Annotated in this window: 14 protein-coding genes and 1 pseudogene; 9 read left to right on the top strand and 6 right to left on the bottom strand. The window is 70.5% G+C overall.

Annotated elements, in window-relative coordinates; translation table 11 throughout:
- Positions 1-133: 133 nt before the first annotated feature.
- The 3 genes and pseudogenes from ABZ851_RS33595 to ABZ851_RS33585 all read left to right on the top strand — a co-directional run bounded on the left by ABZ851_RS33595 (position 134) and on the right by ABZ851_RS33585 (position 1,463).
- The gene (locus ABZ851_RS33595) at positions 134-547 is read left to right on the top strand and encodes a hypothetical protein (RefSeq protein ID WP_361135896.1); all 414 of its coding nucleotides are present in this window, start codon (positions 134-136) and stop codon (positions 545-547) included.
- An 86-nt stretch (positions 548-633) separates the two neighbouring features.
- Positions 634-750, top strand: a pseudogene (locus ABZ851_RS33590) (Lrp/AsnC family transcriptional regulator); the annotation flags it as partial.
- 128 nt (positions 751-878) lie between these two features.
- Entirely contained in the window at positions 879-1,463 is a 585-nt protein-coding gene (locus ABZ851_RS33585) for an NUDIX hydrolase (RefSeq protein ID WP_361135893.1), read from the top strand.
- Here the strand turns inward: ABZ851_RS33585 and ABZ851_RS33580 are convergent.
- From ABZ851_RS33580 to ABZ851_RS33560, 5 genes are all read right to left on the bottom strand, one after another.
- On the bottom strand, positions 1,357-2,163 hold the full coding sequence (locus tag ABZ851_RS33580) for a hypothetical protein (RefSeq protein ID WP_361135890.1): 807 nt from the start codon (positions 2,161-2,163) through the stop codon (positions 1,357-1,359). The two genes, ABZ851_RS33585 and ABZ851_RS33580, sit on opposite strands and share 107 nt — an antisense overlap.
- Positions 2,164-2,314: 151 nt before the next feature.
- Entirely contained in the window at positions 2,315-3,598 is a 1,284-nt protein-coding gene (locus ABZ851_RS33575) for a hypothetical protein (protein ID WP_361135887.1), read from the bottom strand.
- A gap of 329 nt (positions 3,599-3,927) precedes the next feature.
- On the bottom strand, positions 3,928-4,602 hold the full coding sequence (locus tag ABZ851_RS33570) for an LUD domain-containing protein (protein ID WP_361135884.1): 675 nt from the start codon (positions 4,600-4,602) through the stop codon (positions 3,928-3,930).
- Complete coding sequence (locus ABZ851_RS33565) at positions 4,599-6,245, bottom strand: lactate utilization protein B (protein WP_361135881.1); 1,647 nt, start codon at positions 6,243-6,245, stop codon at positions 4,599-4,601. The genes ABZ851_RS33570 and ABZ851_RS33565 overlap by 4 nt, the downstream gene beginning before the upstream one ends.
- The gene (locus ABZ851_RS33560; protein WP_361135879.1) at positions 6,242-7,030 is read right to left on the bottom strand and encodes a (Fe-S)-binding protein; all 789 of its coding nucleotides are present in this window, start codon (positions 7,028-7,030) and stop codon (positions 6,242-6,244) included. The genes ABZ851_RS33565 and ABZ851_RS33560 overlap by 4 nt, the downstream gene beginning before the upstream one ends.
- A gap of 67 nt (positions 7,031-7,097) precedes the next feature.
- Between ABZ851_RS33560 and ABZ851_RS33555 the strand changes: the two genes are divergently transcribed.
- The 6 genes from ABZ851_RS33555 to ABZ851_RS33530 all read left to right on the top strand — a co-directional run bounded on the left by ABZ851_RS33555 (position 7,098) and on the right by ABZ851_RS33530 (position 12,612).
- Positions 7,098-7,265, top strand: coding sequence for a hypothetical protein (locus ABZ851_RS33555; RefSeq protein WP_176956321.1), 168 nt, complete (start codon positions 7,098-7,100; stop codon positions 7,263-7,265).
- Between the two features lie 287 nt (positions 7,266-7,552).
- The gene (locus ABZ851_RS33550; protein ID WP_361135875.1) at positions 7,553-8,854 is read left to right on the top strand and encodes an MFS transporter; all 1,302 of its coding nucleotides are present in this window, start codon (positions 7,553-7,555) and stop codon (positions 8,852-8,854) included.
- Between the two features lie 590 nt (positions 8,855-9,444).
- On the top strand, positions 9,445-9,762 hold the full coding sequence (locus ABZ851_RS33545) for a hypothetical protein (RefSeq protein WP_361135872.1): 318 nt from the start codon (positions 9,445-9,447) through the stop codon (positions 9,760-9,762).
- Positions 9,759-10,823 carry a WXG100 family type VII secretion target gene (locus ABZ851_RS33540; RefSeq protein WP_361135869.1) on the top strand — a complete coding sequence of 355 codons (1,065 nt, stop codon included), beginning with the start codon at positions 9,759-9,761 and terminating at the stop codon, positions 10,821-10,823. Before ABZ851_RS33545 ends, ABZ851_RS33540 begins: the two co-directional genes overlap by 4 nt.
- Positions 10,820-11,452 carry a hypothetical protein gene (locus tag ABZ851_RS33535; protein ID WP_361135867.1) on the top strand — a complete coding sequence of 211 codons (633 nt, stop codon included), beginning with the start codon at positions 10,820-10,822 and terminating at the stop codon, positions 11,450-11,452. The genes ABZ851_RS33540 and ABZ851_RS33535 overlap by 4 nt, the downstream gene beginning before the upstream one ends.
- Positions 11,453-12,441: 989 nt before the next feature.
- Complete coding sequence (locus ABZ851_RS33530; RefSeq protein ID WP_177164763.1) at positions 12,442-12,612, top strand: hypothetical protein; 171 nt, start codon at positions 12,442-12,444, stop codon at positions 12,610-12,612.
- A 16-nt stretch (positions 12,613-12,628) separates the two neighbouring features.
- Here ABZ851_RS33530 and ABZ851_RS33525 read toward each other — a convergent pair whose 3' ends face one another.
- Positions 12,629-13,033 carry a MerR family transcriptional regulator gene (locus ABZ851_RS33525; RefSeq protein ID WP_361135864.1) on the bottom strand — a complete coding sequence of 135 codons (405 nt, stop codon included), beginning with the start codon at positions 13,031-13,033 and terminating at the stop codon, positions 12,629-12,631.
- Positions 13,034-13,084: the final 51 nt, after the last annotated feature.

Genomic DNA, 13,084 nt, shown 5'->3' with positions numbered 1-13,084 from the left:
AAGGTCGAACGCGCGGCGGCCAGTTCACTGGTCGGGGTGGCCGCCGCACCCACTCCCCGGGCCACGGCCTGCGGGATTCCCGTTCCGCTGCCCTTCCTGCGCTGCCTGCGCCCGTCCGATCAGGGAGCCCTCCGTGACAGCCGACGACCGTTCCGCCCGTGCGCTGGCCCGTCTGCTGGCCGGAATGGGAACCCTCCACTTCCTCGCCCCGAAGCCGTTCGACGCGATCGTCCCCCGGCGACTGCCCGGCAGCCCCCGCACCTGGACGTACGCCAGCGGCGTCGCCGAACTCGCCGTCGCCGCCGCCGTTGCCCTGCCACGCACCCGCCGGGCCGGCGCACTGGCCGCGGCCGGCCTGTTCGCCGCGGTCTTCCCGGCCAACCTCAAGATGGCCCACGACTGGCGCCACCGCCCCGCCCCGCTCAAGGCCCTGGCCTACGCGCGCCTGCCCGGCCAGCTCCCGCTGATCGGCTGGGCCCTGCACACCGCCCGCGCGGCTCACGAGAGCAGTGCGGCCCGCGAGAGCCGGCCCGCTTCGCGCCCGTAGTGCCTGCGCTGCGCGGTATGACCATGCATCAGGATCCCCGGGATCACCTGGATCTCCCGCAGTTCGGGCTCGGCTTCCCCGGCCCCACCGAGGGGCTTCAGGACTTCCTGCGCAGGCTGTATCCGATCGAGGGCGTCAGCAGAACCCAGGCGGCGGTCTCGCCGGAGACCTTCTTCGAGCGCCCGGTCTCCCCGCGGGCGTAGCCATCTCACGGTGCTCCGGCGGGTGCCCCGGCGGACGATGGCGGAACCGGCCCCTCGTGGAGTCATCGCCGGTACGGTGGACCTCCGCCACGGGCCTGCGCCCGTCTCTTCGGATTGCGAGATGTCCGATGAACCAGATTGCAGCAGACACTTATCTGGCCGCGGCGGTGGTGGTACACGATGCTCGTGTGCTGATCGTGCGCCGTAGCTACCGCGAGCGTTTTCTGCCCGGCGCGTGGGGCGTGCCGTGCGGGAAGCTCGATCGAGGGGAGTCCGCCGAGGGCGGCGCCCTGCGCGAGCTGAAGGAAGAGACCGGGATCCTCGGCGCCATCGTCGCGCACACCGGATCCTCCGGCTTCCTGAGCGACTATCAGGGCCGCCGGGTCCACAACCATCAGGAGAACTTCATCGTCCGCCCCCTGACGCTGGAGGTCGTCCTGCCCAGTGCGGATCAGGCCTATGCGTGGGCACGGCCCGCCGACCTGGCCGGGATCGGGGTGGACGCCTACAACCTCGGGGTGATCCGCCAGGCACTCGGCGGCCGGCTCGACGCGGCGGGAATCCGTGCCATGACGGCCCGCTTCGGGCACCTGGCGCCACCCCCTTTCAATAGCCCAAAGAACCTGCCAGGGAGTCGAGTTCGGCAAGGTAGACGGCCGGTGACAGCGGAGTCTTGGGCGGCGGATCCGCCCGCTCGGCGCCGCCGGCCCTGAGGGCGCCGCCGCTCCGGTCGTCGTTGCCGCTGTTGGTGAGGGAGCCCTGCGTGACGGAGCGGCTGCCCGAGGCGGAGTTGCCGTCCGCGGCGGGGCCGTTCCTGACGTAGACATCGGTCACCGAGCGCTGGGGGGCGGTCTCCAGGAACAGCGTCACCGTCGGCTCCTCGCTCACCACCCGGTGCAGCGTATGGGCGGCCAGGCCGTAGCTCCGTCCCGGGCCGTACTGCTCCGTGCACAAGAGGCGCAGGCGTGCGTCCCCGACCCGCCGGAGCCGCCAGGCGCCGCCGGGGCCGTCGATCGTCTCCCGGTAGGCGGTCGCGGGCACGCCGTTCGCGGCCGTTGTGTAGCACTCCATCCGGACGCAGCCGCGCACCACCGCCGAGGCGATCGCGCACCGGTGGTTGTGGATGTCCTCGGGTGCCTCGCCGGCCCTGCCGTGCCAGAAATGGACCCGCAGCATGAACCGCGGGGCGCCGGCCAGCAGCAACAGCTTGTCGAAGCCCAGTACATGGCGGTACGAGAGCCGGGTGCACTCCGCCAGATCCAGATCACCGGCGGATAACCGGCGCACCAGCGGACCGAGCGTGTCCGGCTGTGCCAGCCGGGCGGTCACCGCGCGGGCCGACTCGGGCGACGGCGGCCCCGGCCCGCCGCCCAGCCGTTCCGCCAGCAGCCGCCGGGTTTCCTCGATCTGCATGAGTCCGACTCCCCTTCGCCGCCCCGACCGCTCTGCCGCTGCGCACCACACCCTCGGCCCGTCAAGCCGACCCGATCACCGCGGATCGATCACCCGGCCCGGCACCCCCGGTCCGGAGACCCCACCTCGCGGAACTCCCGGCGGTGTCGCCTCATGGCCGGTAGACCATCAACGCATGCCGCCGCAGTACCGAAAGGCCCTGATACGCCATCCACACCGGGTGTCCCATGGGCCCGTCGTCCCACCGCCACACCCCGCCCCGCTGCATGCCGTGGACCCGCGCCACGGCAGTGGTCAGCTGTGCCTCCCACGCCGGGAGCCCCCCGTCCTCGGCCGCGACCTTGCGGGCGCCGTCCGTCATCAGCGCACGCGCCACCCAGGCAGCGGCGAAATGCCGTACCGACAGCAGCTCTTGATGCAGCGGATCCTCCTGGTCCGGCCGCCGTACCTCTTCCTGACAGTTCTGCAGATCGGTCATGCCACCCGTCGGCGTCGCCGGGCCTGCCAGCAGCCAGCGCAGCCCCTCCTCGCGCACCGTACGCTGCCGCTCGTCCTCGCCCAGTACGCATGCGGCCCGGTCCAGCGCCACCACTGCCCGCGCGGTGTGCGCCGCGGACGGCGCCGGGTTGCCGTGACCGCCGGCCAGCGCCGCGCCCCAGCAGCGGTGGTTGCCGCGCGCCGGGTCGGCCGTGGCGCCGTGGACCAGCACCTCGCGCAGTCCTTCCAGCGCGGTGGCGCCGGGCGCCGCCCGCAGCAGTCCGCGCAGGACATTCGTCACGACATAGGTGTTGGCCAGCCCGGACGCGTCATGGTCGGGGTTCCACAACACCTCGCAGGAGCGTATTTCGGCCTCCAGCAGGCGTGGATCGGCGCCGGCCCGCGCCAGCGCACCCAGCACGATCGCGGACACCTCGGGTCGCGCCCCGCTGCCCTGGGAGCGGGCGGCCCACCCGCCGCCGGGAAGCCGCAGCCGCCACAGCGTCTCGGCCACCTGCCCCGCCCGTATGCGGCCGTCGTACGGCGCGATGTCGAGCAGCAGATGCAGTCCGTACGCCGTACCGAACGCCGTCGGGTGCACCGGTGGATCGCTCTCCGCGAGAGAGTGGGGCCATCCGGTGAGGGGACCGTGCCCGGACACCTCGATCACCGAGAGGCCGCGCCGCAGCGCCTGGTACGTGCCGTCCGTCAGCTCGGGGAGCGATCCGGCGGGCGAGGGCGCGGGGCCGGTCGGTGCCGCCGTGACCGCATCCGTCGCCGCCGCACGGGTCCGCAGCAGTGCCGCGGCCAGCCACACCACCGCACCCACGCCGGCGCCGGCGGTCGCCGCCACGCAGTAACGCGCCGCCTCGCCCGCGAGATTCTGCGGCAGGATTCCCAGCAGCGTCTGGAAGACGGCGAACGCGGCGGCCGGGACGCCCAGCCGCCCCAGCCACATCAGCAGCCGGGAAGGGGCGGACTCCGGCGGAGGGACAAGAGGCGGCCCTCCAGGACCCGGTGCGGGTAAGCGGCCGTCCGCGCCGGAACGTCGAGAGGGCAAGTGGCCGACCACGCCGGAACGCCGAGAGGGCAAGCGGCCTTCCGCGCCGGAACGCCGTGGTGGTAAGCCCTGCCGCAGCACCATCTGCTCCCTCCTCCCCCGGGCGCGCACCTCGCACAGCATGTGCGAAAAGCATCCCGACCAGTGTAGGAATCCCCACTGACAACGGGGTCGCACACCTGTCGCAGCCCTCCGCGGCCAAGTCCGCCCAGCTCGCCGCTCCTCGCTCAGCCCGCTTCCGGGGCCGCCGCCAGCAGAATCACCTCCAGCGTCCGCGGCCCGTGCACCCCCTCCACCCGGTCGAGTTCGATGTCGCTGGTCGCGGACGGGCCGGAGATCCAGGTCAGCGGGCGGTCCGGTGCCACCCGTGGCAGTGCCTCCGGCACCGAGCCGACCACCTGGTCAGGGACCCGGACGACACAGAGGTGGTGGTCCGGCACCAGGGTGATCCGCCGTCTGCCCTGGTCGGGACCCGCATCCAGGATCAGGGTGCCGGTCTCCGCGATGGCCACCGCACAGCCGGTCAGCACACTGTCCACGAGGTCGAGTTCACGGGCCGTGCTCGATGCACGGTCCTCGACGAGGGTGACGCCGGCCCCGGTCGTCCAGGAGGCGTCCAGGCCCGTCGGGACCAGCACCGAGCGCGCCCCGCGCTCCGCCAGCAGCCGGCCGATCAGCCCGGGCAGCCCCTCGGCATCGGTGCGGTGCACGAGCGCCCGGTAGTCCGCGAGATTCTCCGCGAGCAGATCCACGGTCTGTTCTCGTGTCCGGGACCCGTGCACCCGCCGGTAGCCCCGCGCCACCGGCGGACCGCCCCGCCCCTCACCGCCCGGCCGCTCACCGGCCGGCACATCCGCCAGCGCCTGCCGCACCCGCGCCAACACCACGTCCCGACTGCTCACTCGGCGTCTCCTCCGGCGTTTCCTCGCTGCTCCGACGACGTACCGGGGCCAGACGACGTACCGGGGCCAGACGACGTACCGGGGCCAGACGTCGTACCGGGTCCCGACGACGTGCCGGGATCCGCCGCGGTACCGGGTTCGACCGCCACACCGCACTCGGCCGCCACACCGGGCTCCGCCGACGTACCGCGGGTGCGCTGCCACCAGTCGCGGAAGGACTCGGCCGGCACCTCGGGCAGATCACGCGTCCGCGACCAGGCGCGGCCCGGCCCCGGCAGCCGCCGCGGATGCAGCCGGCGGGTGCGCGCCGCCAGCCGCATCCCGCCACGCAGCGCGCCCGGGTGATCGAAAACCCAGCCCGCCGCGCGCATCGCGGCCCGCTCCGCGGCATGCCCCTTGGCCGGCCGGAGAACGGTACGCGTCCCGCCCAGGGTGACCGGCCCGCCCTGCACGACCCGCTCCCGCAGATGCACCAGCACCTCGGGGATGTCGATGGCCACCGGGCACACCTCGTAGCAGGCCCCGCACAGCGACGAGGCGTACGGCAGCGACGCCTCCAAGGGGCCTGCCGGCCCGCGCAGTTGCGGGGTGAGGATGGCGCCGATCGGGCCGGGGTAGGGCGAGCCGTACGCATGCCCGCCGGCCCGCTCGTACACCGGGCAGACGTTCAGACACGCCGAGCAGCGGATGCAGCGCAGCGCCTGTCGCCCGACGGTGTCGGCGAGAGTGTCGGTGCGCCCGTTGTCGAGCAGCACCAGATGGAAGGTCCGCGGTCCGTCGCCGTCCGTGGTGCCCGTCCAGGTGGAGGTGTACGGATTCATCCGCTCGGCGGTGGACGAACGGGGCAGCAACTGCAGAAAGATCTCCAGGTCCTGCCAGCTGGGCACCACCTTCTCGATGCCGACGACGGAGATCAGCGTCTCGGGGAGGGTCAGACACATCCGGCCATTGCCCTCGGATTCCACGACGACCAGGGTGCCGGTCTCCGCGACCATGAAGTTGGCCCCCGAGATCCCGACCTTCGCGGACAGGAACTTCTCCCGCAGATGCAGCCGCGCCGCCTCGGCGAGCTCGGCGGGGGAGTCGGCCAGTCCTTCGGGCGCCGGGCGGCCCCAAGCGGCCATCTCACGGCGGAAGATGTCGCGGATCTCGGAGCGGTTGCGGTGGATTGCCGGGACCAGGATGTGCGACGGCTGATCGTGGCCGAGCTGCACGATCAGCTCGGCCAGATCCGTCTCGTACGCGCGGATACCCGCCCCGGCCAGTGCCTCGTTGAGCCCGATCTCCTGCGTCGCCATCGACTTGACCTTGACGACCTCCGTCTCGCCGGTCTCCCGCACCAGCCGGGTGACGATCCGGTTGGCCTCGTCGGCGTCGAGGGCCCAGTGGACCTGCCCGCCCGCGGCGGTGACCGCGGCCTCCAGCTGCTCCAGATAGTGATCGAGATGGCGCAGCGTACGGTCCTTCACCGCGGCGCCCGCGGCCCGCAGCTCCGCCCAGTCGTCCAGCTCCGCGACGGCCTTGGCCCGCTTGTCGCGGATGGTGTGCGTGGCATGGGTGAGGTTGGCGCGCAGCCGGGTGTCGCGGGTGGCGGTGGCGGCGGCACGGGGGAAGGCCGGCATGCCCAGGTAGGTGCCGCTCACCGCACGCTCCCTTCCGTGCCGGCCGTACTGGCCGTACTGGCCGTACTGGCCGTACTGGCCAGGATCTCGGCGATATGGACCGGGCGGACCGGCGCGCCCCGGCGGCTGAGGGTGCCACCGATGTGCAGCAGACAGGAGTTGTCGACCGTGCAGACCGCCTCGGCACCGGTGGAGAGGATGTGGCGGACCTTGTCGGCGCCCATCGCCGCCGAGACCGCCGGGTTCTTCACCGCGAAGGTGCCGCCGAACCCGCAGCACTCCTCGGCGCCCGGCAGCTCCCGCAGCTCCAGCCCCGCGACGTGCTCCAGCAGCCGCCGCGGCCGGTCGCCCAGCCCCAGCATCCGCAGGCCGTGACAGGTGGGGTGGTAGGTGACGGTGTGCGGGAAGTAGGCACCGACGTCCTCCACCTTCAGTACATCCACCAGAAACTCGGTCAGCTCGTACGTCTTGGGCACCGCGACCGCCGCCGCGTCGACGAGCCCCCGGCCACGCCCTTCGGCGGCCGCCTTCGCCGCGATCCGCGGGTAGTTGTCCCGCACCATCGCCGCACACGAACCGGACGGGGTGACCACGTACTCGTAGTCCTTGAACGCCCGGTCGAAGCGGCGCATCAGCGGCTCGGCCGCCTGCCGGTACCCGGTGTTGAACTGCGGCTGGCCACAGCAGCTCTGCTCGGCCGGGAAGCCGACCTCCACCCCCAGCCGCTCCAGCAGCGCCACCACGGCCTGTCCCGTCCGCGGATGGAGCATGTCGTTGATACAGGTGACGAACAGTGCTACGCGCACGTTGCCCTCTCCTTTCGGCTGCCTTTCGACTGCCACAGCCCCTGGCGGCCACCCGCTTCCGCGGTACATGATCACCTGGCGGCTCATCCTGCCCCAGCAGCAGGCCAACGAGAAGAACCAGGAGCGGAGGACCATGTCGAGTGCCGAGCACATAGCCGAGGAACAGGCACCGAACGGTGCCCGCCCGCCGTCACGGCTGCGGCAACTGGCCGCCGCCTGGCCGAGTCGATGCTGACTGTTTGCCGACTCACCTGACGATGAGTCAGCAGCCCTCCGAGCGTCCGGGCTGAGGCTCTGCGCGGGTGAAGGTGCTCGCTCCGGGTGCCGGGCGCCCTTGATGGAGCGGTCGACGGTGAAAGTTCGCTTGTGGCGCGTAGCGCTACGAAATGTGGAGAGGCCGGCGCGGTGTGATTGCCGTGCTCGAAGGCGGGGAGATGCGTGATCATGGGAGCTTTCATCGAAGGGCCTGCGTCCGAGGATGGGTGGCCGGATTCCCCTGCCGAGGGGTCTCGTACTGGCGTCATGACCCCTCCGGCGCGTCCTGTGCGGCAGCTGCTCGCCGCCTCGGTCGGCAACGCGGTTGAATGGTATGATTGGTACACATATACCTTTCTGGCCACGTATATCGCCGCGCAGATCTTTCCCATGGGCGCGGCGAATTCGCTGGTGCCGCTGCTCTCGACGTTCGCGGTCTTCGCGGTGGGATTCTTCATGCGGCCCGTCGGCGGACTGTTGATGGGCGCGGTCGCCGACCGGCGCGGGCGCCGTGCGGCGCTGACGGTGACCATTCTGCTGATGGGCGGCAGCAGCCTGCTGGTGGGACTGACGCCGACGTACGCTGCCGCCGGGATCCTCGCACCGGTCGTCCTCGTCCTGGCCAGGCTGCTGCAAGGGCTGTCGGTGGGCGGGGAGTTCGCTGCCTCGACCACGTTCCTTGTGGAGTCGGCCGGGCCCGGGCGGCGAGGGCTCTTCTCCAGCTTCCAGTATGTGTCGACGACCATCGGCCAGCTCGTCGCTTCCGGCGTCGCGGCGATGCTCGTCGCGAATCTCGCGCCCGCCACCATGGGCAGCTGGGGCTGGCGGGTCCCGTTCGTGCTGGGCGCGCTCCTGAGCCTCGTGGGCTTCTGGGTCCGGCGCGGCGCGCGCGAGACGCTTCCCCAAGCTCTCAACTCCGTTCGAGCAGAGAAGACCCCCATCGAGGAGCAGGCGAAGGCGTCCCGGCCAGGCCTCTTCGAGGCGTTGCGCCGCCATCCGCGTGAGTCGCTGCTGATCTGCGGAATCACGGCGGGCGGCACACTCGCGTACTACACGTGGACGTCGTATCTGCCAACGTACGCCGAGCTCAACGCCGGGGTGGAGAAAACGGACGCGCTGCTGGCGGGCACCCTCTCGCTGACGTTCTTTGCCGTGCTCCAGCCCCTCGCGGGCATCCTGTCCGACCGGATCGGGCGCAAGCCGCTGCTGCTGATGTTCGGGATCGGCTTCGCTGTGCTGATCGTGCCGCTGCTGCGCGTGCTCGACGACTCGTTCGGCACGCTGCTACTCGTGCAGTGTGCGGGCATGATCCTGCTGAGCGGCTTCACGGCGGTCTCGGCGGCCGTGAACGCGGAGACGTTCCCGGCACGGGTGCGCGCCGCGGGAATCGGTTTCCCCTACTCGCTCACTGTTGCGCTCTTCGGCGGCACGGCGCCTTATGCCGGCACGCTGTTCAAGGACATGGGGCACGCCGGTTTGTTCCCCGTGTACGTAGCCGTACTGTGCCTGGTCTCCTCCGCCGTCTACCTTCGACTGCCCGAGACCGCTCACAGCCCGCTGGAGCGGTGAGGGCGCGAGGTAGCGCACTAGTGAGCCGCCTCTGGAACGCCCCCACCGTGCGCGGCAGACCCAGGAGGCCAAGCACCTCTTCCGCCCGGCGCCCTCACCCTCACCTCCCAAGCCTTCGACGGACGTGACACGCCAGGCCGGCAGCTCGTCATCCACCACGCCGAACCGGACAGCCCCAGAGCCCGGGGCCCTCGGCCTCCTCCCCTCCCTCCATGCCACCCCGCACCAGGCATAGGACAGCGCGCCCCGACATTCCGTGGGCGTGGCGCGCTGGGGCAACACATACCCGGGCCGCAGCCCTGAGCGACTTCCTCCGCCCTGCAACCACCACCGCAGAAAACAGCCGACAAGAGCCTTGACATGTCGCTGCCTGCTGCCACCGGGTCTCTGACTCAGGTCACTGGCGAGGAGGCCGTAGAGGTTCATGGGGATTCATTTACCTTTCCATTGCTCCGACAGGGGAAGTTGCGCCTGCTGCACCCCCGTAGGGGCCAGAGGGACTTGCCTGGGTACAGTGCAGGCAAAGCATTCACCCGGTTTCTGTAAAGGCTTGGGCTGCAGCGGGTGTAAGCCACGGGGAGGACAGGCATATGGGCGGCACGGGCTACGACGTAGAGAGCTCGGCTCTACGGCGCTATGCGAACGCGGCGGATCACGCCGCGGACCAGGTGGAGAAGATCCGGACCCGGATCAACGGACTGAAGCTTTCCAGCGGCGTGTTCGGCCAGCTGTCGGAGTCCGACAGTCTCAAGGCGGACTACGACAAGCAGTCCGAGGAGGCGGTGGACGACCTCCACGACGTCAAGCAATCGCTGAGCGGTATCGCCGACGGCGTGCGGCTCACGGCCGATACGTACGACAACAACGAGGACGACCAGGTCCACGCTCTCGGCGGGGGTCAGGCATGAGCCAGGCGCTGGAACGGATCGGATTCGACGTGGACTGGAGCAACCCGCTGGCGGGTGCGCTCGACTCCGTCATCCGCGGGGCCATCAAGGAACTGGGCCTCGACGAGTACCTGGAAAAAGTCAGCGGCGACAATGAGAAGCTGCTCGAAACCGCCCGTGAGTGGCGGGCCGCGGCCCGGGACATGCAGGGCGTCGTCGACGATCTGCAGGCCGAGCAACGGGCGTTGCAGCGTACGTGGACCGGCGAGGCGTCCGAAGCTTTCGGCGGCACCATGTCCGAGTTCGAAAAGGCCCTCCGGGGCGAGGCCGAGGACATGATCACGGTCGCCGAACTCCTCGAAATGGCCGCTGAGTCGTGCGCCGAGGCCGAGGAAACGATGGTCGTGCTGATCACCGAGGTCGTCGAGGCGCTGCTGGTGGCGGCGGCGACGGCGGCGATCGTGGCGATCCTGACCGCCGGTGTCGGCGCCGCGATCGGCCCGCTCATCGGCGCCGCGGGTGCGGCGCACCGCGCGATGAAGGCCGTACGGATCACGGCGAAGCTGGCGGACAAGCTCAAGGATCTCGCCGACCGGATGCGGGCGCTGCAGAAGCTGCGGCGGGCGCGCATCAAGGCCAAAGCCCTGTGGCGCAACAAGAACGCCCGCAAGAAGCTCAACAAGAACCTCAAGCGGATCGGCAACAAGGTGGTGGGCGCCAAGGCGGCCGGTGCCGCCATCCATGCGGCGCCGCTGGCGAACAGCGTCATCGAGCACCACACCGGCGTCGACGTCGGCGAATATGTCTCCGAGAAGACCGCCAACATCCGCGAGACGGTCGCTGAAGCGGGCAACAAGGCCGAGCGCGAGCTCCATGACGCCACCGGCCTCAAAGAGGTCCGCATCGGCGACAAGCGCTGGGACGTCGAGCATCAGAGCCCGGTCGGCTCGGCGGCCCCGAAGGAGAAGCCGCCGACCGAGCAGCAGAAGCAGTACGCCGACCGACCCGATTCCGAGCGCTTCACCGACCGCCTGGCCGACGGCGCGGCGCGGTCCAAGCCCGTTCGCGAGGTCTTCGGATGAGTCTTCGGGTCGCCTGGGGGAAGGTCCCGTACAAGGAGGCAAGGGAGCGCGCGACGCAGGCGCTGCCGACCGGTGAGCGGCTCGTACAGGCCGAAGTCGCCTTTCCCGGGCGCAAGTTGCCCACCCCGTGGCGGTGGAACCGCCCCCGCGTCCTGGTCGGCCACCGTCTCCCAGGCGACCGCTGGGAAGGCACCAAGCGGGCCTTCTGGCGGATCTTCTGGCGGCTCGACGCGATCCTCGTGACGGGCCCCGAGCTCTTCGGGGGGCGGCGCCCGAAGGGCAAGGCCCTCAAGGGCGGCTGGGGAAGCCTGGGCGGCGGGCTCGCCACCGCTCTGTGGCCGCGCGTTCCGACCACGGACGCGCTGCCGGTGCTCCAGCTCACCGACCGCCATCTGCACGTCAGCTACGTTCAGCGGGGCCGTCGCCGCGGCGAGCTGGGCGCGGTCGAGCCGGGCTGGAGTGTGGCGGCCGGCGAGGTGGCCTGGGTCCGGCACCGTACCGACATCGACGCCGACACCTTCGAATTCGGCTTCACCGACGGCTCCTGGGCCCGGGTGCAGCTGCGCAGCCAGCACGCCGTGTACTTCACCAAGTGCTTTCCCCAGGCGGCGCCGGGGCGCCCGGGGTGACCTGAGTCGGAGATTCGTCGGCAACATGCGGCGACTTTGTCGAGGATCTCGTCGGAGGTCTTCGTCCAGTCGAAGGACCTCGGGGGTTCGTTCCAGTCGGCGAGCCAGGTGCGGATGTTGCGTTCGAGGGCATGGACGGAACGGTGGACGCCGCGCTTGCGTTTCTTCTGCGTGAGTTCGGTGTACCACCGCTCCACCAGGTTCAGCCATGACGCGCCCGTGGGTGTGCGGTGCAGGTGGAAGTGGAGGATGCGACAGCGGCCACTTCTTGATGGGGGGCGTCCCATGGGTGACGTAGTCGTCCAGGAGGCAATGCCGCCCTGTATCGGACCGTGCAGTCACGGCTCCGGTTTGATGCACGTACCCGCAACTACTACGAGCGGCGCATCGCGGAGGGCAAGACTCGGCGCGAAACTGTTTATGGCCGACCGCCACAACCAGCAAGCCTCTGACCTGGCCTGCGCGGACCGCGACGGATTTCGCCGCCGGCGCACCGATGCAGTATGATCATGACGGAACTTCGGCCCTCGGGCCGGAACCGCGCGTCTGTGGTCCAAGGAAAGACGTCCACCAGCCGGTGGGAGATGCAGGTGCAAGGCCTGCCGGGCGCTCTGCCAACGGTCCCTTCCTCGTACGGGGAAGGGACCGTTTTTCCGTGCTTCCACGGGAGCCCCCTCTGCCTGCTGTTCTGATCACCGCACCCCGGGGCGGGGTTCTCCGGCCGGGAGGCAAACAGATCGCCGGCGGTGCCCGGCAGGCCCAACCAGCCGCAGCCGGTCAGCTGCTCGACCAGGCGCTCCGGGTCGGTCAAGCCCAGCGCGGTGAGGTCCTGTTTGTGGTGCGGTCGACGATCTGCCGGACTCCGTCTCGTCCCCCACCCTCCAGCGTCGTCGGCCGCGTGGGGACGGAACTGCGCCACGGCGGAGCGCGCGGGAAGGCTGTCGGAAATGGTGACGTCGACTGTCACCTTTGGCGTGCACCGTGGCGCCATGGACAAAGACATCAACACCCAGGGCATCGGTCAGGAAGGTCCGCTTGCCGGGCGGATCGCGCTCGTCGCCGGGGCCACCATGGCATCGAAGTCGATCACGCCCGAGAGCGTCCCGTCCGAGACGACGACGTTCGCGGGCTCGCCGAGTTCATCCGCGAACTCATCGTAAGACCAGGGGCTTCCTGTCAGCCTGCCTCGGTAGCGGCAGGCTGAGGCGGCCTCTGTGTCTCGGCGGCCCCTGAGGGCGCGGCAGTGATGATGGTGTCGAGGATCGCGCGCGATGCCTGTAGATCTTCGATGGCGCGAGTGATTCGCTCGCCCTCCCGGCGCAGTTGGGCGAGCAGGTCCGGGCAGGTGGGCACGAGGCGTTCGTCGTCCGCCCGGATGCACGGCAGGACCTGGGCGATCAGAGCGGTCGGAAGGCCCGCCGCCAGCAGACAGCGAATGCGGCGCACTGTCTCGACGTCCGACTCGCCATAGATGCGGTAGCCGCTGCGCAGTCTGTCGGGCGTCAGGAGTCCTTGCTGTTCGTAGTAGCGCAGCAGCCGCTCATGGACCCCGGTACGCTGCACCATCTCCTTCATGCGCATGCCGCTCGCGCCATTCCTGCTCCCTTTGCACGCCACGACTTGACTCTGACA

It is taken from the genome of Streptomyces sp. NPDC047049, from assembly GCF_040643995.1.
In the GTDB taxonomy this organism is placed as follows: Bacteria; Actinomycetota; Actinomycetes; order Streptomycetales; family Streptomycetaceae; genus Streptomyces; species Streptomyces mooreae.
Note: the sequence above shows the minus strand (reverse complement) of the source record. Positions and strands in the feature narration are given on the sequence as shown.

Coding starts and splice junctions, on each gene's coding strand:
- ABZ851_RS33585 (WP_361135893.1), top strand. CDS start 879: ATGAACCAGATTGCAGCAGACACTTATCTGGCCGCGGCGGTGGTGGTA.
- ABZ851_RS33535 (WP_361135867.1), top strand. CDS start 10,820: ATGAGTCTTCGGGTCGCCTGGGGGAAGGTCCCGTACAAGGAGGCAAGG.
- ABZ851_RS33530 (WP_177164763.1), top strand. CDS start 12,442: ATGGACAAAGACATCAACACCCAGGGCATCGGTCAGGAAGGTCCGCTT.
- ABZ851_RS33580 (WP_361135890.1), bottom strand. CDS start 2,163: ATGCAGATCGAGGAAACCCGGCGGCTGCTGGCGGAACGGCTGGGCGGC.
- ABZ851_RS33540 (WP_361135869.1), top strand. CDS start 9,759: ATGAGCCAGGCGCTGGAACGGATCGGATTCGACGTGGACTGGAGCAAC.
- ABZ851_RS33550 (WP_361135875.1), top strand. CDS start 7,553: ATGACCCCTCCGGCGCGTCCTGTGCGGCAGCTGCTCGCCGCCTCGGTC.
- ABZ851_RS33525 (WP_361135864.1), bottom strand. CDS start 13,033: ATGCGCATGAAGGAGATGGTGCAGCGTACCGGGGTCCATGAGCGGCTG.
- ABZ851_RS33555 (WP_176956321.1), top strand. CDS start 7,098: ATGATCACCTGGCGGCTCATCCTGCCCCAGCAGCAGGCCAACGAGAAG.
- ABZ851_RS33545 (WP_361135872.1), top strand. CDS start 9,445: ATGGGCGGCACGGGCTACGACGTAGAGAGCTCGGCTCTACGGCGCTAT.
- ABZ851_RS33575 (WP_361135887.1), bottom strand. CDS start 3,598: ATGTGGCTGGGGCGGCTGGGCGTCCCGGCCGCCGCGTTCGCCGTCTTC.